Origin of the sequence: Flavobacterium solisilvae, from assembly GCF_012911605.1 — a bacterium.
In the GTDB taxonomy this organism is placed as follows: domain Bacteria; phylum Bacteroidota; class Bacteroidia; order Flavobacteriales; family Flavobacteriaceae; genus Flavobacterium; species Flavobacterium solisilvae.
Map to the genome: position 1 here is coordinate 22,952 of NZ_JAAMPT010000205.1, position 20,327 is coordinate 43,278.

A 20,327-nucleotide genomic window follows, 5' to 3' on the forward strand; every position below is an offset into this window, starting at 1 on the left:
TAACGAATTTGAAAGAATAGTAAAGGTAAGAAATTAAGGAATGAAAATATAATTTCTTAGAAAATTTATTCCAAGATTTTCTTCTCAAACGCTTCAGGAGTAATTCCGTTTTCAACGGAATAATCGCCAATTTTTGTTCGGCGTAAAACGGATAAATAACCACCAGATTGTAATGCTTTTCCAAAGTCAAAAGCTAGCGAACGAATGTATGTTCCTTTGCTGCATTGCACTCTGAAATCTACTTCTGGCAAAGCAATTCGGGTGATTTCAAATTCGAAAATGGTTGTTTTTCGTGAAGCAATTTCAACTTCTTCGCCAGCACGAGCATGTTCATACAAGCGTTTTCCATCTTTTTTGATAGCCGAAAAAACAGGTGGTTTTTGGTCGATTTCACCAAGAAACTGTTTCAAGGTTTCAAGAATTAATGCATCGTTGATATGTTCGGTTGGAAAAGTGGCGTCAACTTCAGTTTCTAAATCATAACTTGGTGTTGTTGCTCCAAGAACGATTGTTCCAGTATATTCTTTAGTTTGCGCCTGAATTTCGGTTATTTTTTTGGTAAATTTTCCTGTGCAAATAATAAGTAAACCTGTCGCTAACGGATCTAAAGTTCCTGCATGACCAATTTTGAATTTCTTTGGCAAATCGTATTTTCGCTTTAAAACATATTTCAATTTGTTCACCGCTTGAAACGATGACCAAGTTAAAGGTTTGTCTATCAAAAGGATTTGACCTTCAAGAAAATCTTCGGCTTTCATTAAATAATGGTTAACTTTTGAACAAAAAAGTGAATTAGCAACACGGCAATTCCAGCAACAATTCGGTAATAACCAAATAGTTTAAATCCGTTTTTAGACAAAAATCCAATAAACGATTTAATTGCAATCATTGCTACAATAAAGCCAACAACATTACCAATAATCAATAAATTAACTTGTTCGTCAGATAAAACAAATCCAGCTTTGTAATAGTCATAACATTTCTTAACCGTTGCGCCAAGCATCGTTGGAACAGCCAAGAAAAACGAAAATTCAGCGGCAGTTGTTCTTGGTAATTTTTGCGACATTCCACCAACGATACTTGCACCGCTTCGCGAAACACCAGGAATCATTGCTAAACATTGGAACAAACCTATCTTGAAAGCCGTTACATAATTAATTTCTTTAACAATTTCGGTTTCTTCTTTTGGTGTAAACCATTCGTCAACTTTTAGTAAAATAACGCCACCAATAATTAGTGAAATGGCTACCGTGATTGGGTTTTCAAGCAATCCATCGATAAAATCACTTAATAATAAACCTAAAACTACCGCTGGAATAAATCCAACTAAAAGTTTAAAATAGAAATCTATCGTTTGAAAAAAGCGTTTGAAGTATAAAATGACTACCGATAAAATCGTTCCCAACTGAATTACAATCGTAAAAAGTTTGGTAAAATCATCGTGAGCAATCCCAAAAAAAGAGGAAGCAATAATCATATGTCCTGTTGAAGAAACCGGTAAAAATTCCGTAATTCCTTCAATGACTGCTAAAATAATAGCTTGAATGTAATCCATGTGTTTAGTGAATAGTAATTAGTGAAAAGTGAAAAGTCAATAGTGATTTTTTTGCTAATCACTAGTTACTAATCGCTATTTACTTTTCTTAAAAATCGAGTAAATTGTAATTCCAAAACCGATAAGTACAACCGTTGGCGCCAATCGAATTCTTCTAAAACTAAATACATCTTCGTTAAAAACTTTTGGATCATCGCTTCCGCCGCCAGCCATTAGTATAAAACCTAAAGCAATAACAGCAATACCAATTAAAAGTACGGTATAATTTACTTTCTCAAAAAGAAAATCAGGTTTGTGTTCGTTGTTTTTCATAGTGTATAATTGTCTATTATCTATCAGTCTGTCATCTATTTGTCTAATACAAATCGTCTGTTCTTAAATTCAAGAAACGTTGTGTTGCAAAATAAGTGCTCAACCACGGAATTAATGCGCCAAGCAATAAAACGCCAAGTAAAACAGCACCAATCAGAATTTCGTCTTTAAAAATCTCCAATGTTGGGAAATTCACATCTACATAAATCAAAATTCCTATCAAAGCAATTACTGCCAAAACAGCTCCAATCATTCCAAGCATAATACTTCTTTTGATGAATGGTTTTCTGATGAATGATTTTGTAGCACCAACCAATTGCATCGTTTTGATGATAAATCGGTTAGAGAAAATGGATAATCGCATCGAGCTATTAATCAGTAAAACCGAAACTACTGCAAAAATTGCACTTACAATTAATATCCAAAACGTAATAGTTTTTACATTGTCATTGACTAAAGTTACCAATTGCTGGTCATAAATTACATCGGCAATCATTGGGTTTTTGCGCAAACGAGTTTCAATTTTCTTAAAACTATCGTTCGTTACATAATCGGCTTTTACGTGAACATCAAAGGAGTTTTGCAATGGATTTACACCTAAAAACTGCATAAAATCCTCGCCAATTACTTTTTTATGTTGTTCGGCTGCTTTTTCTTTACTCACGTATACATAGTCTTTTGCAAAACTTGCCAAACGCAATTCTTCGTCAAAAGCTTTGATGATAGAATCGTTAGCTTCATTTTTCATGAAAATGGTCATCACGATGTCTTCCTTGAAATTATCCGAAATTCGTTTGGAATTAATCACAAATAATCCCAAAGTTCCGAGTAAAAAAAGTACAAGAAATACGCTCAATACAACCGAAAAATAAGAAGTGATTACTCTGCGTTTTTGAAATTTTTCAAAAGAAGATGCCATAAAAAATAATTTAAGCCGTAAAATTAATAAAGAATTTGTTTATTCAAATGTTTATCCCGTTTAAAGTTTTGAAATTACTACTTAAAACGTAAATTTGGCACCAATTAGTATAGACATTAACTTCCGATTAACTCCTAGAAGGAAATCCAGAATTTTAATAATGTAATTTACTACAAAAACATAAAGTAATTTTAGGAACGAATGAAGTATTTCCACGAACAAATCGAAGCCAAATGGCAAGAATATTGGGCAAAAAATCAAACTTTTGCGGCATCAAATAACAGCGAAAAACCAAAATATTATGTTTTAGATATGTTTCCTTATCCATCTGGTGCAGGATTACACGTTGGTCATCCGCTGGGTTACATTGCTTCCGATATTGTAGCGCGTTATAAACGTCATAAAGGTTTCAATGTGTTGCATCCACAAGGTTATGATTCGTTTGGACTTCCAGCAGAACAATATGCGATTCAAACCGGTCAACATCCTGAAAAAACGACACGAGAAAACATTGCGCGTTACCGTGAACAATTGGATAAAATTGGTTTTTCGTTTGATTGGAGTAGAGAAGTACGTACTTCAAATCCTGATTATTACAAATGGACTCAATGGATTTTCATTCAATTATTCAATTCTTGGTACAATAACGATACGGATAAAGCCGAAGATATTTCGACCTTAATTTCCATTTTTTCAAAAGAAGGAAATGCAAAAGTGAATGCCGTTTGTGATGATAATATCATTTCATTTTCTGCTGACGAATGGAATGCTTTTTCATCAGATGAACAACAGAAAATCCTATTACAATACAGATTAACTTATTTGGCGGAAACCGAAGTAAACTGGTGTCCAGCTTTAGGAACAGTTTTAGCGAATGACGAAATTGTAAACGGTGTTTCAGAACGTGGCGGACATCCAGTAATTCGTAAAAAAATGACACAATGGTCGATGCGAATTTCTGCGTATGCTGAAAGATTATTGCAAGGTCTTGACACCATCGATTGGACAGAAAGTTTAAAAGAAAGTCAACGCAATTGGATTGGAAAATCAGTTGGAGCACATGTAGAATTCAGAATTCAGAATTCAGAATTCAGAATTCCTGTCTTCACAACGCGACCTGATACCATTTTTGGAGTAACATTCATGACTTTGGCACCAGAACACGAATTGGTTTCAGAAATTACAACTCCAGAACAAAAAGCAGCGGTTGATGCATACATTGAAGCAACAGCAAAACGTTCAGAACGTGAAAGAATGGCAGATGTAAAAACCATTTCAGGTGTTTTCACCGGTGCGTACGCCGAACATCCATTTACTAAAGAACCAATTCCGGTTTGGATTGGCGATTACGTTTTGGCTGGTTACGGAACTGGCGCGGTTATGGCAGTTCCATGTGGCGACGAAAGAGATTATGCTTTCGCTAATTTCTTCAAAGGTCAAAACGGAATGCCTGAAATTAAAAATATTTTCAATCAAGATATTTCTGAAGCAGCTTTTGCAGAAAAAAGTGGTTTCGAATTAGTAAATTCTGATTTCTTAAATGGTTTGGATTACAAAGTAGGAACCAAAAAAGTAATCGAAGAATTAGAGAAAATCGGACAAGGAAAAGGTAAAACCAATTACCGTTTGCGTGATGCTGTTTTCTCTCGCCAAAGATATTGGGGCGAACCATTTCCGGTGTATTATGTGAATGGATTGCCGCAAATGATTGATGTTAAACATCTACCAATAGTTCTTCCAGAAGTAGAAAAATATCTACCAACTGAAGACGGACAACCGCCATTAGGAAATTCTTCAAAATGGGCTTGGAATACCGTTACTAATGAAGTTGATTTTAATGAAAATATAGATAATGTTACCGTTTTCCCTTTAGAATTAAACACGATGCCAGGTTGGGCTGGAAGTTCGTGGTATTGGATGCGTTATATGGATGCACACAACGAAAACGAATTTGCCTCAGCCGATGCACTAAAATATTGGGAAAACGTAGATTTATACATTGGCGGAAGCGAACACGCCACCGGACATTTATTGTACTCTCGTTTTTGGAATAAATTCTTAAAAGATAGAGGTTACGTACCAACAGAAGAACCATTCAAAAAATTGATTAATCAAGGAATGATTTTGGGAATGAGTGCGTTTGTTTATCAATCTATTCATGAAAACAAAAATGCACCCATAATTTATTTGTCTGAAGGACTTTTACATAAAGATAATATTGAGAGTGATTGGTATACTAAGAAAGATGAATTATTTTTAAAACATGGATTGACAAAAGAGGATGCTGGTAAAGTTACTTTTAGAGCAATTCATGTTGATATTTCTACTTTGAAAAATGAAAATGAGGTAGATGTAGATAAATTAAAATCATGGAGAGATGAATTTTCTTCTGGTCATTTTTTCTATGAAAATGATGGTAAGTTTAAAGTTTCTCGTGAAGTAGAAAAAATGTCAAAATCAAAATACAATGTGGTCAATCCAGATGATATTTGTAATGATTATGGCGCCGATACGTTGCGTTTATATGAAATGTTTTTAGGTCCATTGGAACAAGCAAAACCATGGAATACTGCTGGAATTACAGGTGTTTATGGTTTCCTTAAAAAACTATGGCGTTTGTATTTTGATGATAATGGTTTGATTGTAACCAACGACGAACCAACAGCAGAAATGTACAAATCGTTACATAAAACCATCAAAAAAGTAACCGAAGACATCGAGAATTTCTCGTTTAATACTTCGGTTTCACAGTTTATGATTTGTGTCAATGAATTATCACAACTAAAATGCAACCACAGAAAGATTTTAGAACCATTAGCAATTGTAGTTTCACCTTATGCGCCACATATCGCTGAAGAACTTTGGTCTCAGTTAGGTCACGAAGGTTCTATTTCTACAGTAGCTTTTCCAATTTTTGAAGAAAAGTATTTGGTAGAAAGCGAAAAAGAATATCCAGTTTCGTTTAATGGAAAAATGCGTTTTACCATCAAATTGCCATTGGATTTAACCAAAGACCAAATCCAAGAAATCGTTATGGCAGACGAAAGAACCGTTGCACAATTGGCTGGAAATACACCAAAGAACATTATCATCGTTCCAGGGAAAATCATCAATATTGTGGGATAGATTTAGAAAATACCCACAACATTTGTCATTCCGAGGAACGAGGAATCTCATCAAGTAATTCATAATATCATGTGACGAATGACAAAGCAGTAAAAAAAATAAAATCCAAATTCTATTAAATTAGAGTTTGGATTTTTTTGTAACAAATTTTATTTTTTACGTATAATGAGTAAATGTCAATTTGTCATTTATAAAGTTTGGCGTATAATTTGATGATTATTAAGTATATTTAAAAATAAAAACATGATAGGATATTATATTTTGCTAGGAGCAATCGCTTTAGTAAGTTGGTTAGTAAGTTCAAAACTGAAAAGCAAGTTTGAAGAATATTCACAAATTCATCTTCGAAATGGTATGTCTGGAGCCGAAATTGCATCGCAAATGCTTCAAGACCACGGAATTTATGATGTGAAAGTAATCTCAACACCGGGAAGATTAACCGATCATTACAATCCCGCAGATAAAACCGTAAACCTTTCTGAAGCCGTTTATAATCAACGAAATGCTGCTGCTGCGGCAGTTGCGGCTCACGAAGTTGGACATGCAGTACAACACGCTACGGCTTACAATATGTTACAATTGCGTTCGCAGTTGGTGCCAATTGTAAACGTTTCATCCATGTTATCACAATGGTTAATCATCGGTGGATTAATACTTGGCGCCGCTTCCGGACTAGGATTTGGTTACTACGTTGCCATCGCAGGATTGGTTTTAATGTCGGTTGCCACAGCGTTCAGTTTCATTACGTTGCCAGTAGAATACGATGCAAGTAATCGCGCTTTGGCTTGGCTGAAAAATAAAAATATGGTAAGTCAGCAAGAATTTGCCGGAGCCGAAGATGCTTTAAAATGGGCAGCTCGAACCTATGTAGTTGCCGCTATCGGAGCATTAGCATCGCTAATTTATTGGGCATTCCAAGTCTTCGGAAGAAGAGATTAAGAATAAAAACTCAAAAAATGAAATCCAAATTCCAATCAAAGAATTTGGGTTTTTTTATTTTGGAGCGAATCGTTCGGGTAGTTTCAGGAATGGTAATTCCCGCTTTTCGTTTCAATCTTGCCTAAAAAAAAGGCAAGGATTTCCACTTCAATCGGGGCTAAAAAAGTTAACTTTTTACAACCATTTGATTGTATTACTAAAATGAGATGCTTCCTTCTCCCGAAGTTTCGGGAAGCATGACAAACGTGATGTTGAAAATAATTGCAAACTGAAAACTGCGACTGGAAACTCCTTACTTCCAACTACAAATGAATTTGTCTTTCTATTTGTTGTTCCAGCGAAATAAACGTTTCCGTTCTCGAAACACCATCAATCGGTTGGATTTTTTTATTGAGTAATTGCATCAAATGTTCGTTGTCTTTGCAAATAATTTTGATAAGAATAGACCAATTTCCCGTAGTATAATGACATTCCAATACTTCAGGGATTTTTTTCAACTCCCGAACAGCATCGGCATTGCTGGAAGCTTTGTCGAGATAAATACCAATAAATGCCATCGTTTTATAACCTAAAACTTTGCTGTCAATCACAACTTTTGAACCGGCAATAACGCCAGCATCTTCTAGTTTTCGTAGCCGTTGATGAATTGCCGCACCAGAAATCCCGATTTTATTGGCAATTTGTAGAATAGGTTTTCGCGCATCTTCCATTAAATCCCGAAGAATTTCTTTGTCGATACCATCAATTTCTATTTGTAACTGATTTATTTTCATTTTCAATTAATTTGAAAGTAAAAATAGGTTTTTTGTTTGAATTGGAAATAAAAAAAATCAAAATCGGTTGTGATTTTTTTAGTTTTAAAAACCATTAAGATGTTAAGTTTCGTTAAGAAAGTTGACAAAAATAAAAAAGGAAAATCTTTTAGCCCTGACTGAAATGGCATCCTTTTTCTTGAAAAGAAAAAGATAGAATGAAAGGCAGGAATTACCATTCCTGATAATTCCCAAATCTTTCGCTTCTAATTATAAATTTAATTCCCCAATAATCTATCCGGATTATAACCAACATAAGGCATTTCAGTTTCTTTGAAAATTACGCCAAATTCCTCAAGTTCTTTTAGGATAGGTTCGTAAACTTCTTTATGAATTGGTAATTGAACGCCAGGAGTTTTAATTTTTCCGTTCAAGATTTGAATGGTTGCCATTGCTACAGGTAAACCTACGGTTTTTGCCATTGCGGTATAAGTTTGGTCGTCGCCAATGCAAACCATTTTGGAATCGATTTGTTTTTTCTCGCCGTTGATTTCGTAGCCAAATTTGTGATACATGACAATCATGTCTTTGTCTTCGGGTTGTAAACTCCAACTTTGTGAAAGAATGTGTTCCAATATTTGTGCCGGAGTTGCATTTTTCAATCCTACGATTTTATTGGCGTTGAATAAATCGAGTTCTAAGAGTTTATCCCACATAATGTCGTCTTGCTCAATGCCAAGTTGCAAACGGGTTTTGATTTCTACCGAATCGGTTGGATGATAGGGTAAAAACGAATTGATGAAGTCGCGGTAACTCATGGTTTCGGAGTTTTCCATTGGATACGTATCATCCGTCATTCCGAGTTGTACAAACATGTTCCAAGCTTTGGAATACCCAACACGGCGAATGGTTCCGCGGTATAAAGTTAGGATGTCGTCAAGTCCGTAAACGCTTCGGTATTTTAGTGAATCGCGATTGGCGTAACCTTCAAATTTTCCATAACCTTCTACTTCAAGGAATTCGGTTCTTCGGAATAATTTATGATACGGAATGTATTTGTATTTTCCTTCTTGAATGAACTTGGCTGCGCCACCTTGACCTGCTAAAACTACGTTTCTCGGTGCCCAAGTGAATTTGTAATTCCAAAGATTATTGTCGCTTTCTGGAGCAACTAATCCGCCGCAAAACGATTCAAATAAAATCATTTTTCCGCCTTTGGAACGAATTTCGTCAATGACTTTCATCGCACTCATGTGGTCAATTCCAGGATCAAGCCCAATTTCGTTCATAAAAACCAAACCGTTTGCTTTTACTTCTTCGTCTAAAGCTTGCATCGCATCAGAAATATAAGAAGCGGTAACCATGTTTTTCTTGAACCTCACGCAGTCTTTTGCTACGTCAATGTGCATGTGTGCTGGAAGCATCGAAATAACAATGTCTGCCTTTTGAATTTCTGATTGGCGTTGTTCCACGTTATTGATATCTAAGGCAATTGGTTTTGCGTTTGGATGATTTTCGGTTTTGCGTTGTGCCAATTCCAAAGACAAATCACCAATGGTTATATGTAGATTTTCCTGAGTAGATTTTTCAAGAAGGTATTTTATAAGCGATGATGCAGAACGACCTGCACCGATAATAAGTATATTTCTCATTCGTTTGTTTGTTGTTGTGGCAAATGTATGAATTTGCGGAAATAAAAAACCCATTCAGTACGAATGGGTTTTGAAATTATTCTAAATCATTTTCTAATTGTTCTAATTCTTCAAGCTCTTTTTTAGCTTCTTGTTTGGTTTCAATTTTTTGTTGTTCAAAGGTTTGATCAACCACTACTTCGTCTTTTACCAAAAGAGTTTTGCCTAAAACAAAAGCCGAACAAATTGCAGTAATCGTCAAAAGAATTTTAGGTAATTTTTTTTGATTTTCATTTGATTTTTGCATCAGTAATAAACCAAAAGCTATTGCTAATCCAATAGGTAAAAATGCCAATGTATCAAACGGCAAAACGCTTAAAGCAATGGCTAATAGCGTAAAGAGAATGGCTAATCCAATTAATAATTTTCTCATAATTATAATCCGCTAGCTGAGGTTAGTGCCAATTGTCCCGTTCCAACAGGAATGCTGAATTTGATTAATGCCGGAACTTTTTTAGCATCGGCAGTAAGCCAAATTAGGTTTTTGTCTTTTCCTTTTAAAGCATCTGTTTTTGCTCCGATAGAAATTTTATAACATTCTTTGCTGCCAAGATTTCCTGCTTTCACCGTTTCTTTTCCCATATATTTTAACGTAACCGGAATTTCTTTTTCGTCAAAAACAATAGTGTATGATTTAGTTTGTCCAGTTTGCATTTTTGAAAAATCGACTAATCTTAATTGATATAAGATCGAAACGGCATCAATACTTGTTGGTTTGATACTGAATGTTTTGGTTGACTCTGGATATTTTCTTTTTTTAACCGTACTGGTTACTTTGTTGTCTTTGAATACATATTTTTCCTTTTTGGTATAACCACCTTCGTCAATACTTCTTTTGTAAAGACTTGGTTTTAAGGTTGTAGGATGAACATACGATTCATAAATATCTCGGATTTTAAAAAACGAATCCCATTTGCTGTAGGTAGAAAGTTCGCAGCTCAAGTGAAGATAATTATTTTTTGCGGTAGCAACATTTTCGGTTGTCATTGTTACTTGAGCTAACTGTGTCATTAATCCGCTCATGTTGTACGAACCAGCATAGACTAATTTTTCTCCGGCTTTTATGTTAACGCTATTTTCTGTTGAAAATGAACACAATAAAAGTAGTGAACAGATGGTAAAAAATATTTTTTTCATAAAAAATTTAATTGAGGTGCAAATATAAAATTTAGAAAATGTTAAAGTTCAAAAATTAAGCCAAATTTTGTGTTTTCTCGCTCTATAACGAATAAATTTGCGTTTTATTTTTATCATGGAAAGAAAAATTATCGCCACAGCTGCATTTCTAGGTTTAACAGCAATTATTTTAGGAGCTTTTGGAGCTCATGCTTTAAAAAACTATTTAACTCCAGAACAATTAATAAGTTTTGAAACTGGAGTAAAATATCAAATGTATCATGCATTGTTTTTGCTTTTTTTGGGGTTAAGTGCTGTTTTCTTGACAGATAAAACCAAAAAACTCATGTATTGGTTGGTTGTTCTAGGAGTTGCTTTTTTTTCGGGATCGATTTATTTGTTAACAACCAAAAATGTCACAGGAATAGATTTTAAATTTTTGGGACCAATAACTCCAATAGGTGGAACGCTACTAATTGTTGCTTGGGGGATTTTATTTGTTAAAGTTTTAAACAAAAAATCATAATTTTTTATAGAACTACAACGTTGTAATTAAATATTTTTACCTTTGCAGTCAATTTAATAATTGCAACACAATACAATTTTATGGAGAATACTGCTCAATTTACGAAATCGATTTCGTTAGAAAAATATGGAATTAAAAATGTCCAAGAAATTATATACAATCCATCTTATGATTTTTTATATAATGAAGAGTTAAGTCCAAGTTTACAAGGTTTTGAAAAAGGCCAATTATCAGAACTTGGAGCAGTAAATGTAATGACAGGTGAATTTACCGGTCGATCGCCAAAAGACAAATACATTGTTAAAGATAGCATCACAGAAAATACCATTTGGTGGAATTCTGACAAAGCGGTTAACGATAATAAGCCAATCTCACAAACTACTTGGAATGCCTTAAAAGAAACAACTGTAAATCAGCTTTCGGGTAAAAGATTGTTTGTAGTTGATGCTTTTTGTGGTGCCAATGAAAACACTAGATTAAAAGTGCGTTTCATTATGGAAGTTGCGTGGCAAGCGCATTTCGTAAAAAATATGTTCATTCGTCCAACAGAAGCCGAACTAGAAAATTTTGGCGAACCAGATTTTGTAGTTATGAACGGTTCTAAAACTAGTTTCAAAGATTATGCAGCTCACGGATTAAATTCTGAAGTTTATGTGGCTTTCAATCTAACTGAAAAAGTGCAATTAATCGGTGGAACTTGGTATGGTGGCGAAATGAAAAAAGGGTTGTTCTCTATGATGAACTATTACTTGCCATTACAAGGAATTGCCTCAATGCATTGTTCTGCAAATAGAGGAAAAGATGGCGATGTTGCTGTTTTCTTCGGGTTATCTGGAACAGGAAAAACCACTTTGTCAACTGATCCGAAGCGTGAATTGATTGGTGATGACGAACACGGTTGGGACAATGACGGTGTCTTCAATTTTGAAGGCGGATGTTATGCAAAAACTATCGATTTAAGTGCGGAAAACGAACCCGATATTTTTGGGGCAATCAAAAAAGACGCTTTGTTAGAAAACGTAACAGTTGACGCTAATGGAAAAATCGATTTCAAAGACGGTTCAGTTACTCAAAACACGCGTGTTTCTTACCCGATAAATCACATTCAAAATATTGTAAAACCCGTTTCAAAAGCTGGTCACGCTACAAAAGTTATTTTCTTAACGGCAGATGCATTTGGAGTAATGCCGCCAGTTTCTAAATTAACACCAGAACAAACAAAATACTATTTCCTTTCAGGTTTCACGGCTAAATTAGCTGGTACAGAACGCGGTGTAACCGAGCCAACACCAACGTTTTCGGCTTGTTTCGGAAAAGCATTTTTATCACTTCATCCTACAAAATACGGAGAAGAATTGGTGAAAAAGATGGAACAACACAACGCAACTGCTTATATGGTTAATACAGGTTGGAACGGAACAGGAAAACGCATTTCGATAAAAGATACACGAGCAATCATCGATGCTATTCTTGATGGTTCGATAGAAAAAGCAGAAACTAAAACAATTCCAATATTCAATTTTGAAGTTCCAACCGCTTTACACGATGTAAATTCTGCGATTTTAGATCCAAGAGATACGTATTCAAATGCTTCAGAATGGAATGAAAAAGCTACAAATTTAGCTGGATTATTCATTAAAAATTTCGTTCAATACACCGATAATTCAGAAGGTCAGAATTTAGTAAAAGCTGGTCCACAATTATAAAACAACAAACAAACTAAACCAAACTTAGAAAAGCTCAATCTCGTTGTAAAAAACAAGATTGGGTTTTTTTATTTGAAGCGAACCGCTTGCGAATTTTTGGTTTCCATTTTCCTGCTTTTCGTTACAATCTTTCATCTCGTTTTTGTAAAACGAGATAAAAGGATTTCCACTGCAATCAGGGCTAATAGAGAAATGTATTGAACAAAAAAATTCCAAATTCTTCCGATACTTCGGAATGGAATTTGGAATTTCAGTATTTGGATTTTTATAATCTATTTTCCTTTATTAGCTTCGGCTACATATTTTTCCAAAGCCATTGTCATCGATGGAGTTTCAGGAGTTGGAGCAAGAATATCAATTCTCAATCCGTGTTCCAAAGCTTCTTTTTGAGTAGTACTTCCAAAAACAGCAATTCGAGTGTCGTTTTGTTTAAAATCAGGGAAGTTTTTAAACAATGATTTAATTCCCGTTGGACTAAAAAACGCTAAAACATCATAGTAAACATCTGCTAAATCAGATAAATCACTCATTACCGTTTTGTAAAAAGTAGCTTGTGTCCAATTTACTTTCAAGTTGTTTAAGGTTTGAGGAACATCAAAATTCAATTGATCCGAAGCAGGAAGTAAAAACTTCTCGTCTTTGTATTTTTTAAATAAAGAACTCATATCAGCAAAATCCTTCTGACCAACATATATTTTACGTTTTCTGTAAACAACATACTTCTGTAGGTAGAAAGCAATCGCTTCCGATTGACAGAAATATTTTAAATCTTCTGGAACTTTATAGCGCATTTCTTCAGCTACTCTAAAAAAATGATCGACAGAATTTCGGCTGGTTAAAATAATAGCGCTAAAATTGTTAAGGTCTATTTTTTGAGCCCTAATGTCTTTTGCACTTACTCCTTCTACATGAATAAACGAGCGGAAATCAACCTTTACCTTATGTTTTTGTTGTAATTCAAAATAAGGTGAATTTTCTACTTTTGGTTCTGGCTGAGATACCAAAATTGTTTTCACTTTTAAATTTGACATTGTTATGGACTATAGTTTTGTAATCAAATAATATATGAAATAATACGGTGCTATTTCAAGTGCGCAAAGATACAAAATAAAATAAAACAAGTTACCTATTACTAAATTTTGATAAATTCTCAATGAAACTAAGTATGTAAGTAGGTTTATTATTAAAATCGCACCAATAACACAATAAATCAATAAATCTGATGAATTATTGTAAAATAAGTAGATGTTTATAGGAAGCAACAAAATAGAGATAAAAGTTCTGTAGCTAACTTTTTGTAAATTAAACTGCTCTGTAAACTCTTCAATGTTAAAAATAGTGCCAATAATTTTTTCGATTAAAAACTTTGAAAGCACAAAAACACCAAAAAAAACAAATATTCTAATAAAGTTTATCCAATCATATTTTGAACTAAATCCAAAATAATCAAGTACAATTTGAATAAAAAACGAAAACGAAATAACTTGTACAACAAATAAAAGTACCGTAAAACCGCTCATCAAATAAGAACTGTCTTTGTAAACTTTGATGTATTTATCTGAAACCAAAATTCTCATAAAATCATTAAAACGTGTTTCAAAAGCTGTTTTTGTAATAGCAATTAAAGCAAAGGAAAGTATAAATAAACACGTTGCCCAATCTTTGGGTTCAATAACTCTTGGACTTAAAATGGTTTCTATCATCGATGCAAAATTACGATTTTTTTATTTTCTAAATTATTATAAAATTATTAAGAAACCACACTGATAAAAACAGTATTTTTGCCCTGAAAAATTGTCCTTATAAAATGAGTTCAGGCATAGTAATTATTCCAACATATAATGAAATTGAAAATATCGAAAGTATTGTTCGTGCTGTGTTTTCACTTGAAAAAACGTTTCATATTCTAATTGTTGATGATAATTCTCCCGATGGAACTGCTCAAAAAGTGGTTGAATTACAAACTGAATTTTCTGAAAAATTATTTTTAGAAGTAAGAAAAAAGAAATCTGGTTTAGGAACTGCTTATGTTCACGGTTTCAAATGGGCTTTGCAAAGAAATTACGAATTCATCTTTGAAATGGATGCCGATTTCTCACATAATCCCAAAGATTTAGAACGACTTCATGAAGCATGTTTAAATGGTGCAGATTTAGCAGTTGGTTCTCGATATGTTATTGGAGTTAACGTTGTAAACTGGCCATTGAGTAGAGTTTTACTGTCTTATTTTGCTTCGGTTTATGTTCGAATGATAACTGGAATGAAAATCATGGACGCAACGGCAGGATTTATTTGCTACAAAAAACACGTTTTAGAAACCATCAATTTGGATAAAATAAAATTTATTGGCTATGCGTTTCAAATCGAAATGAAATACCGTGCTTTTGCAAAAAAATTCAACATACAAGAAGTTCCAGTAATTTTTACTGATAGAACAAAAGGACAATCCAAAATGAGTGGTGCCATTATTAAAGAAGCCGTTTTTGGCGTTTTGTCACTGCGAATAAAAAAGTTTTTTAACCGATTATAATATAAAATGAATACCGTTTTAATTAAAAATGCCAAAATTGTAAATGAAGGTAAGATAGTAGAAGGCGACGTTTTGATTGAAAATGAATTCATAGTCGAAATTGCCGAAAGTATCAGTCCGAAATCTGCTAACTGTAAAATTATTGATGCCGAAGGAAATTATTTAATTCCAGGTGCAATTGATGATCAAGTGCATTTTCGTGAACCAGGTTTAACCCATAAAGGAACAATCGAAACCGAAAGTCGTGCTGCAGTTGCTGGCGGAATAACCTCGTTTATCGAGCAACCAAACACCGTTCCAAATGCGGTTACGCAAGAGCTTTTGGAAGAAAAATATCAAATTGCAGCTCAAACTTCCTATGCGAATTATTCGTTTATGATGGGCGGAACAAACGATAATCTCGAAGAAGTTTTAAAAACCAATCCACGAAATGTAGCTGGAATAAAATTATTTTTAGGTTCATCAACTGGAAATATGTTGGTTGATAATCAAGAAACGTTGGAAAAGATTTTTTCTTCTACCAAAATGTTGATTGCCGTTCACTGTGAAGACGAAGCGACGATTAAAAATAATCTCGAAAAGTACAAAGCCGAATATGGTGAAGATATTCCAGTTACAGCACATCATTTGATTAGAAGCGAAGAAGCATGTTATCTTTCTTCATCAAAAGCGATTGAATTGGCTAAAAAAACGGGAGCAAGATTACATGTTTTTCATCTTTCTACAGCAAAAGAAATGGAACTTTTTACTAATAAAATTCCGTTGGAAGAAAAACAAATCACTGCCGAAGTTTGCATTCATCATCTTTGGTTTACCGATGAAGATTATAAAACCAAAGGTAATTTTATCAAATGGAATCCTGCTGTAAAAACGGCAAATGACAGAAAAGCACTTTGGGAAGCATTGCTTGATGATAGAATTGACGTTATTGCAACCGATCATGCACCACATACTTTGGAAGAAAAACAGCAATCGTATTTAAAAGCACCATCTGGCGGACCATTAGTTCAGCATGCTGTTGTTGCGATGTTTGAAACATTTCATCAAGGAAAAATTTCGGTAGAGAAAATCGTTGAAAAAATGTGTCACAATCCGGCAAAGATTTTTAAAATCGAAAAAAGAGGTTTTATCAAAGAAGGATTTTATGCCGATTTAGTGATTGTAAATGCTGGTTTGCCTTGGAATGTGAAGAAGGAAAATATTTTGGCAAAATGTGGTTGGTCGCCGTTTGAAGGTTATAATTTCAAATCGAGAATATCGCATACTTTTGTAAACGGAGAATTGGTTTACCAAAATTTTAAAGTAAAAGATAAAAAAGTTGGAAAGCGATTGCTTTTTGAAAGAGAGTTATAATTTTACAAATATGAAAAAAATAATCTTTTTTTGCTTAGCAATTTTTGCCATTGGTTGTAACAATTCAGTAATTGAAAAACCATCCAATTTGATTGAAAAAGATAAAATGGTTGACATTTTATATGATATTTCTTTGCTAGAAACGGTTAAAACACAAGGAATAAAACGAGGTTTTACTCAAGAAGAAATCAATCAATATATTTTAAAAAAATATAAAATTGATAGTCTTCAACTGGTTTCGAGCAATAAATATTATGCTTCAGATGCTGAAGAGTATAAAAAAATGTTTGAAAAAGTAAAAGCAAAATTAGATGAAGACGATAAAAAGGTAACAGGAAAAACAGCTGAAGAGAAAAACAGTACCGAGAATTCGGATGCACCTAAAGTGTATTAATTTTTTTGTCCAAAAGTATAATTTCGTCCAAAACAGAATCGATACTTTGAAACTCATAATTCAATCCCGAGATTTCGGGATTTTTTATTTTCTCGTTGGAAATAATTTCTTTGGAATGCAATGAGTTTGCACCATATTTTGTGATTTTTCGCTTGTTTCTAAAAACAGTTGAAACAAACCAATCCAATCGCCACGCAATTGAAGTCATCCAAGGTTTTACTTCAAAAGTTGGTTTTTTGACATTTAATTTGTCAGCAATTTTAAAAATGATTTCTTCAAAAGATAGATTTTCTGTAATTAGTGAAAATCGTTCTCCTGAAACGGTACTTTTCATCAACAAATGCATCACTTTTACAACATCAAAAACTCCGATGTAACCTGTTGAACCTTTGGTGTAAAAGGGAAATCCTTTTTTGATTTTGGTAAAAAATTCGCCACTCCCATCTTTCCAAAGTGTTGTGCCAAAAATAACTCCGGGATTTACAATTATTACGTTTAAACCTTCTTGTTGTCCGCGCCAAACTTCCATTTCGGCACCATATTTTGTGATGGCATAGTCGCTGTGAAAAGCTTCGGGATTCCATTCTATTTCTTCGGATAAAATGGTTTCATTTTCTTTTAAATCGCCAAGAGCTGCAATGGAACTAACGTGGCAAAGTTTTTTTATGTTTTTGTCGATGCAAAAATTGACAATATTAGCTGTGCCTTCAATATTTACTTTTCGAAGTAGATTTTCGTCTTTTGGATTGAAAGAGATTTGTGCGGCACAATGGTAAACGTATTCTATGTTTTCAAAAGCGATTTCTAGTGATGGAATGTCGAGAATATCAGCTTTTATCCATTGGATTTTGGCGAAAAGATGTTCTTTGTTATGCAGTAAAAACAGTTTTTTTGTCTTTTCAGTTTTTTGTTCGTTTCGATAAATAGCACGAATAGCAGTTTCATTTTCTGCTAAATGAAGCAGTAAATGTGCGCCAACTAAACCGGTTCCGCCTGTAACTAAAATCATGTTGCTAATTTATGAATTATGAGTTATGAATTATGATTTTTTAGATTAAATGTATGCCTTTTGTATTTCTTTTAGCCCTGATTATCTCACTCTGTTAATAATTTTCATAGGAGTTCGATGAATTTCATTTGAAGTGGAAATCCTGTCATTGCGCTAAAAAAGTTTGATGAGATTAGCTTACGCTCAGTTCGCTTCGCTCGTGTGTCTTCGTTCCTCGCAATGACAGATTGAAACGGAAAGCAGGAAAATGGACAACAGTTAAAGACCAAGCGATTCGCTCAGCATAATTAATTTTTGATATTGAAATTGCTATTGTCATTGGTTTTTGAATTGTTATCTTTGTCAAAATTTTGAAAAAATGAAGAATTTAGTAGAAGAATTGCAGTGGCGTGGTTTGGTTCACGATATTATGCCGGGAACGGAAGAACAACTTTTGAAGGAAATGACGACAACTTATATTGGGTTTGATCCTACGAGTGATTCGTTGCATATTGGAAGTTTGGTTCCGATAATTCTTTTAGTTCATTTGGAAAAATTTGGTCATAAACCTATTGCTTTGGTTGGTGGCGCAACGGGAATGATTGGCGATCCATCTGGGAAAAGTGACGAGAGAAATTTGCTTGATGAAGTTGCTTTGGAGAAAAATGTGGCTGGAATTAAAGCGGTTTTATCTCGCTTTTTGGATTTTAATTCTACTGCGCCAAATGCACCAATTTTGGTGAATAATTATGATTGGATGAAGGAGTTTTCGTTTATTGCTTTTGCGCGCGATGTTGGTAAACGAATTACGGTTAACTATATGATGGCAAAGGATTCTGTGAAGAAGCGTTTTGCTGGCGATGGACCAGGAATGAGTTTTACGGAGTTTACGTATCAGTTGATTCAAGGTTATGATTTTTATCATTTGCATAAAGAATACAATTGTTTGCTGCAAATGGGTGGAAGCGATCAATGGGGAAATATTACGACTGGAACGGAATTGGTTCGTAGAATGAACGGCGAAGGAGCAAAAGCGTATGCCATGACTTGTCCGTTGATTACTAAAGCTGATGGTTCAAAATTTGGAAAATCGGAAGGAGGAAATGTTTGGTTAACTGCCGATAAAACTTCGGTATATAAATTCTACCAATTTTGGTTGAATACGACTGATGTTGATGCGGAAAAATACATTAAGATTTTTACGTTTTTGGATAAAAATACAATTGATAGTATAATTGCTGAGCATCAAACTGCTCCACATTTGAGAGTTTTACAAAAGCGTTTGGCGGAAGAAATCACCACTTTTGTTCATGGAAAAGAAGAATTGGAGAAAGCAATTTTTGCTTCGAGTGCTTTTTTTAGTCCTACAATGGATGATTTGAAAAAATTGGATGTGGCTACTTTTTTAGAAGTTTTTGATGGCGTTCCACAAGCTGAGGTTTCGGTTGATGATTTGAACGAAGGTTTAGATATGATTGCGGCACTTTCTGCCAAAACAAATTTCTTGGCTTCTAATAGCGATGCAAGACGTGAATTGCAACAAAATTCAATTTCGTTGAATAAAGAAAAAATTGCAGCGGATTACAAAATAACTTCGGCTGATTTAATTCACAATCAGTTTGTGATGTTGCAAAAAGGAAAGAAAAATTATTACTTGATAAAAGTGGTTTAATACAAAAAGGAGCAAATTTTGCTCCTTTTTTATTCTCTAAAATTAATTTCGACTTTGTTGGAAGAAAACCAACCTTCAATAAAATTAGGGATGTTTAATAAAGTTTTAAAGTCATCTTCTGTCATTCTTTCTTTGTAATGTTCTTTTAGTAGAACAATATATAATTCAAGGTAACAATTAGAATTTTCACTAATATAATACTCTAGTTCATCAATTTTGTGGTACCTTTTTTTATCCCAATAATATATTTTTGTGTAATGCTTAGTTTCTTTTGGTTCAAGCGCCATTATTGAATTCATTAGTTCTTCACTGGATTTTCTTAAACGGTAGTTTTCGTCTTTGTTTTTTGAAAATTCTTCGATTTCTTTATCAATATCCATTCCTAAAACTTCTTTTAAGTATTTTTTTAAAATCTCATTTTTTTCCTTTCCTTCTGGTAAATTTTCATAGTTGAATGGTAATTCTCTGTTTTTTGATGTGGATGATAGAATGGAGTGCAAAGGAAATTCTTCGCTTTCTTGATATAATTTTGAAGAAACAAATGTACTCATTGAGCCACCAGAACCAGCGTGAACAATTTCAGGATTTAGGAAAAATGAAATTTTATTGCTTGTAAGATTACTAAGGCTGTAATTGATGGAAAATTTTCTAAAAGATAAGCTGTCAGAACTTGTTATTGAATTAATAACTATTTTTATGGACTGGTTTTGGGCGAAAGCAGAAAAGTAACAAAAAAAGACAAATAGAA

General features: G+C 33.8%; 21 protein-coding genes. 8 read left to right on the forward strand and 13 right to left on the reverse strand.

Features of this window, described 5'->3' with window-relative positions:
- Nucleotides 1–65: 65 nt before the first annotated feature.
- The 4 genes from truB to G6042_RS06865 form a co-directional block, all read right to left on the reverse strand.
- Nucleotides 66–758, reverse strand: a complete 693-nt coding sequence (gene truB, locus G6042_RS06850) for a tRNA pseudouridine(55) synthase TruB (protein WP_169523562.1) — start codon at nt 756–758, stop codon at nt 66–68.
- Nucleotides 758–1,555: an undecaprenyl-diphosphate phosphatase gene (locus G6042_RS06855; RefSeq protein ID WP_169523563.1), complete on the reverse strand. Its 798-nt coding sequence runs from the start codon at nt 1,553–1,555 to the stop codon at nt 758–760. Before G6042_RS06855 ends, truB begins: the two co-directional genes overlap by 1 nt.
- A 75-nt stretch (nt 1,556–1,630) precedes the next feature.
- Nucleotides 1,631–1,867: a DUF3098 domain-containing protein gene (locus G6042_RS06860; protein WP_169523564.1), complete on the reverse strand. Its 237-nt coding sequence runs from the start codon at nt 1,865–1,867 to the stop codon at nt 1,631–1,633.
- A 43-nt stretch (nt 1,868–1,910) separates the two neighbouring features.
- On the reverse strand, nt 1,911–2,786 hold the full coding sequence (locus G6042_RS06865; RefSeq protein WP_169523565.1) for a cell division protein FtsX: 876 nt from the start codon (nt 2,784–2,786) through the stop codon (nt 1,911–1,913).
- A gap of 201 nt (nt 2,787–2,987) precedes the next feature.
- Between G6042_RS06865 and G6042_RS06870 the strand changes: the two genes are divergently transcribed.
- Nucleotides 2,988–5,912 carry a leucine--tRNA ligase gene (locus G6042_RS06870; protein WP_169523566.1) on the forward strand — a complete coding sequence of 975 codons (2,925 nt, stop codon included), beginning with the start codon at nt 2,988–2,990 and terminating at the stop codon, nt 5,910–5,912.
- A gap of 243 nt (nt 5,913–6,155) precedes the next feature.
- A complete protein-coding gene (locus tag G6042_RS06875) occupies nt 6,156–6,851 on the forward strand; it encodes a zinc metallopeptidase (RefSeq protein WP_169523567.1) in 696 nt (231 codons plus the stop codon).
- Nucleotides 6,852–7,153: 302 nt separating this feature from the next.
- Here G6042_RS06875 and G6042_RS06880 read toward each other — a convergent pair whose 3' ends face one another.
- The 4 genes from G6042_RS06880 to G6042_RS06895 form a co-directional block, all read right to left on the reverse strand.
- Nucleotides 7,154–7,624 (reverse strand): Lrp/AsnC family transcriptional regulator, encoded by a 471-nt coding sequence (locus G6042_RS06880; protein ID WP_169523568.1) that lies wholly within the window; start codon nt 7,622–7,624, stop codon nt 7,154–7,156.
- Nucleotides 7,625–7,881: 257 nt separating this feature from the next.
- A complete protein-coding gene (locus tag G6042_RS06885; protein WP_169523569.1) occupies nt 7,882–9,255 on the reverse strand; it encodes a saccharopine dehydrogenase family protein in 1,374 nt (457 codons plus the stop codon).
- A 76-nt stretch (nt 9,256–9,331) separates the two neighbouring features.
- Nucleotides 9,332–9,667 carry a hypothetical protein gene (locus G6042_RS06890; RefSeq protein WP_169523570.1) on the reverse strand — a complete coding sequence of 112 codons (336 nt, stop codon included), beginning with the start codon at nt 9,665–9,667 and terminating at the stop codon, nt 9,332–9,334.
- Nucleotides 9,668–9,669: 2 nt separating this feature from the next.
- Nucleotides 9,670–10,431: a DUF3108 domain-containing protein gene (locus G6042_RS06895; RefSeq protein ID WP_169523571.1), complete on the reverse strand. Its 762-nt coding sequence runs from the start codon at nt 10,429–10,431 to the stop codon at nt 9,670–9,672.
- Nucleotides 10,432–10,546: 115 nt separating this feature from the next.
- Between G6042_RS06895 and G6042_RS06900 the strand changes: the two genes are divergently transcribed.
- Nucleotides 10,547–10,936, forward strand: a complete 390-nt coding sequence (locus G6042_RS06900) for a DUF423 domain-containing protein (RefSeq protein ID WP_169523572.1) — start codon at nt 10,547–10,549, stop codon at nt 10,934–10,936.
- Between the two features lie 80 nt (nt 10,937–11,016).
- Nucleotides 11,017–12,642 carry a phosphoenolpyruvate carboxykinase (ATP) gene (gene pckA / locus G6042_RS06905; RefSeq protein WP_169523573.1) on the forward strand — a complete coding sequence of 542 codons (1,626 nt, stop codon included), beginning with the start codon at nt 11,017–11,019 and terminating at the stop codon, nt 12,640–12,642.
- Between the two features lie 272 nt (nt 12,643–12,914).
- Here pckA and G6042_RS06910 read toward each other — a convergent pair whose 3' ends face one another.
- Together G6042_RS06910 and G6042_RS06915 are read right to left on the reverse strand one after the other, a co-directional pair.
- A complete protein-coding gene (locus tag G6042_RS06910) occupies nt 12,915–13,673 on the reverse strand; it encodes a uroporphyrinogen-III synthase (protein ID WP_169523574.1) in 759 nt (252 codons plus the stop codon).
- Between the two features lie 9 nt (nt 13,674–13,682).
- Nucleotides 13,683–14,345, reverse strand: coding sequence for a DUF4271 domain-containing protein (locus G6042_RS06915; RefSeq protein ID WP_169523575.1), 663 nt, complete (start codon nt 14,343–14,345; stop codon nt 13,683–13,685).
- A gap of 104 nt (nt 14,346–14,449) precedes the next feature.
- On the opposite strand from G6042_RS06915, the gene G6042_RS06920 reads away from it, so the two are divergent.
- Genes G6042_RS06920 through G6042_RS06930 form a run of 3 tightly spaced genes read left to right on the forward strand, consistent with a single transcriptional unit; the run spans nt 14,450 to nt 16,919 of the window.
- Nucleotides 14,450–15,172: a polyprenol monophosphomannose synthase gene (locus G6042_RS06920; protein ID WP_169523576.1), complete on the forward strand. Its 723-nt coding sequence runs from the start codon at nt 14,450–14,452 to the stop codon at nt 15,170–15,172.
- Nucleotides 15,173–15,178: 6 nt separating this feature from the next.
- Nucleotides 15,179–16,525 (forward strand): dihydroorotase, encoded by a 1,347-nt coding sequence (locus tag G6042_RS06925; protein WP_169523577.1) that lies wholly within the window; start codon nt 15,179–15,181, stop codon nt 16,523–16,525.
- A 10-nt stretch (nt 16,526–16,535) separates the two neighbouring features.
- Nucleotides 16,536–16,919 carry a DUF4296 domain-containing protein gene (locus G6042_RS06930; RefSeq protein WP_169523578.1) on the forward strand — a complete coding sequence of 128 codons (384 nt, stop codon included), beginning with the start codon at nt 16,536–16,538 and terminating at the stop codon, nt 16,917–16,919.
- Here G6042_RS06930 and G6042_RS06935 read toward each other — a convergent pair.
- Nucleotides 16,906–17,928, reverse strand: a complete 1,023-nt coding sequence (locus tag G6042_RS06935; protein WP_169523579.1) for an NAD-dependent epimerase/dehydratase family protein — start codon at nt 17,926–17,928, stop codon at nt 16,906–16,908. The genes G6042_RS06930 and G6042_RS06935 overlap by 14 nt on opposite strands.
- Nucleotides 17,929–18,100: 172 nt before the next feature.
- Entirely contained in the window at nt 18,101–18,274 is a 174-nt protein-coding gene (locus G6042_RS06940) for a hypothetical protein (RefSeq protein ID WP_169523580.1), read from the reverse strand.
- 12 nt (nt 18,275–18,286) lie between these two features.
- Here G6042_RS06940 and tyrS point away from each other — a divergent pair, with 12 nt between their 5' ends.
- Entirely contained in the window at nt 18,287–19,579 is a 1,293-nt protein-coding gene (gene tyrS / locus G6042_RS06945) for a tyrosine--tRNA ligase (protein WP_169523581.1), read from the forward strand.
- 29 nt (nt 19,580–19,608) lie between these two features.
- On the opposite strand, the gene G6042_RS06950 is transcribed toward tyrS, so the two are convergent.
- Nucleotides 19,609–20,130 carry a hypothetical protein gene (locus G6042_RS06950; RefSeq protein ID WP_169523582.1) on the reverse strand — a complete coding sequence of 174 codons (522 nt, stop codon included), beginning with the start codon at nt 20,128–20,130 and terminating at the stop codon, nt 19,609–19,611.
- Nucleotides 20,131–20,327: the final 197 nt, after the last annotated feature.

What these genes read in the sequence shown, in the direction of transcription:
- truB (WP_169523562.1), bottom strand. Translation starts at nt 758, where the DNA reads ATGAAAGCCGAAGATTTTCTTGAAGGTCAAATCCTTTTGATAGACAAA.
- G6042_RS06855 (WP_169523563.1), bottom strand. Translation starts at nt 1,555, where the DNA reads ATGGATTACATTCAAGCTATTATTTTAGCAGTCATTGAAGGAATTACG.
- G6042_RS06860 (WP_169523564.1), bottom strand. Translation starts at nt 1,867, where the DNA reads ATGAAAAACAACGAACACAAACCTGATTTTCTTTTTGAGAAAGTAAAT.
- G6042_RS06865 (WP_169523565.1), bottom strand. Translation starts at nt 2,786, where the DNA reads ATGGCATCTTCTTTTGAAAAATTTCAAAAACGCAGAGTAATCACTTCT.
- G6042_RS06870 (WP_169523566.1), top strand. Translation starts at nt 2,988, where the DNA reads ATGAAGTATTTCCACGAACAAATCGAAGCCAAATGGCAAGAATATTGG.
- G6042_RS06875 (WP_169523567.1), top strand. Translation starts at nt 6,156, where the DNA reads ATGATAGGATATTATATTTTGCTAGGAGCAATCGCTTTAGTAAGTTGG.
- G6042_RS06880 (WP_169523568.1), bottom strand. Translation starts at nt 7,624, where the DNA reads ATGAAAATAAATCAGTTACAAATAGAAATTGATGGTATCGACAAAGAA.
- G6042_RS06885 (WP_169523569.1), bottom strand. Translation starts at nt 9,255, where the DNA reads ATGAGAAATATACTTATTATCGGTGCAGGTCGTTCTGCATCATCGCTT.
- G6042_RS06890 (WP_169523570.1), bottom strand. Translation starts at nt 9,667, where the DNA reads ATGAGAAAATTATTAATTGGATTAGCCATTCTCTTTACGCTATTAGCC.
- G6042_RS06895 (WP_169523571.1), bottom strand. Translation starts at nt 10,431, where the DNA reads ATGAAAAAAATATTTTTTACCATCTGTTCACTACTTTTATTGTGTTCA.
- G6042_RS06900 (WP_169523572.1), top strand. Translation starts at nt 10,547, where the DNA reads ATGGAAAGAAAAATTATCGCCACAGCTGCATTTCTAGGTTTAACAGCA.
- pckA (WP_169523573.1), top strand. Translation starts at nt 11,017, where the DNA reads ATGGAGAATACTGCTCAATTTACGAAATCGATTTCGTTAGAAAAATAT.
- G6042_RS06910 (WP_169523574.1), bottom strand. Translation starts at nt 13,673, where the DNA reads ATGTCAAATTTAAAAGTGAAAACAATTTTGGTATCTCAGCCAGAACCA.
- G6042_RS06915 (WP_169523575.1), bottom strand. Translation starts at nt 14,345, where the DNA reads ATGATAGAAACCATTTTAAGTCCAAGAGTTATTGAACCCAAAGATTGG.
- G6042_RS06920 (WP_169523576.1), top strand. Translation starts at nt 14,450, where the DNA reads ATGAGTTCAGGCATAGTAATTATTCCAACATATAATGAAATTGAAAAT.
- G6042_RS06925 (WP_169523577.1), top strand. Translation starts at nt 15,179, where the DNA reads ATGAATACCGTTTTAATTAAAAATGCCAAAATTGTAAATGAAGGTAAG.
- G6042_RS06930 (WP_169523578.1), top strand. Translation starts at nt 16,536, where the DNA reads ATGAAAAAAATAATCTTTTTTTGCTTAGCAATTTTTGCCATTGGTTGT.
- G6042_RS06935 (WP_169523579.1), bottom strand. Translation starts at nt 17,928, where the DNA reads ATGATTTTAGTTACAGGCGGAACCGGTTTAGTTGGCGCACATTTACTG.
- tyrS (WP_169523581.1), top strand. Translation starts at nt 18,287, where the DNA reads ATGAAGAATTTAGTAGAAGAATTGCAGTGGCGTGGTTTGGTTCACGAT.
- G6042_RS06950 (WP_169523582.1), bottom strand. Translation starts at nt 20,130, where the DNA reads ATGAGTACATTTGTTTCTTCAAAATTATATCAAGAAAGCGAAGAATTT.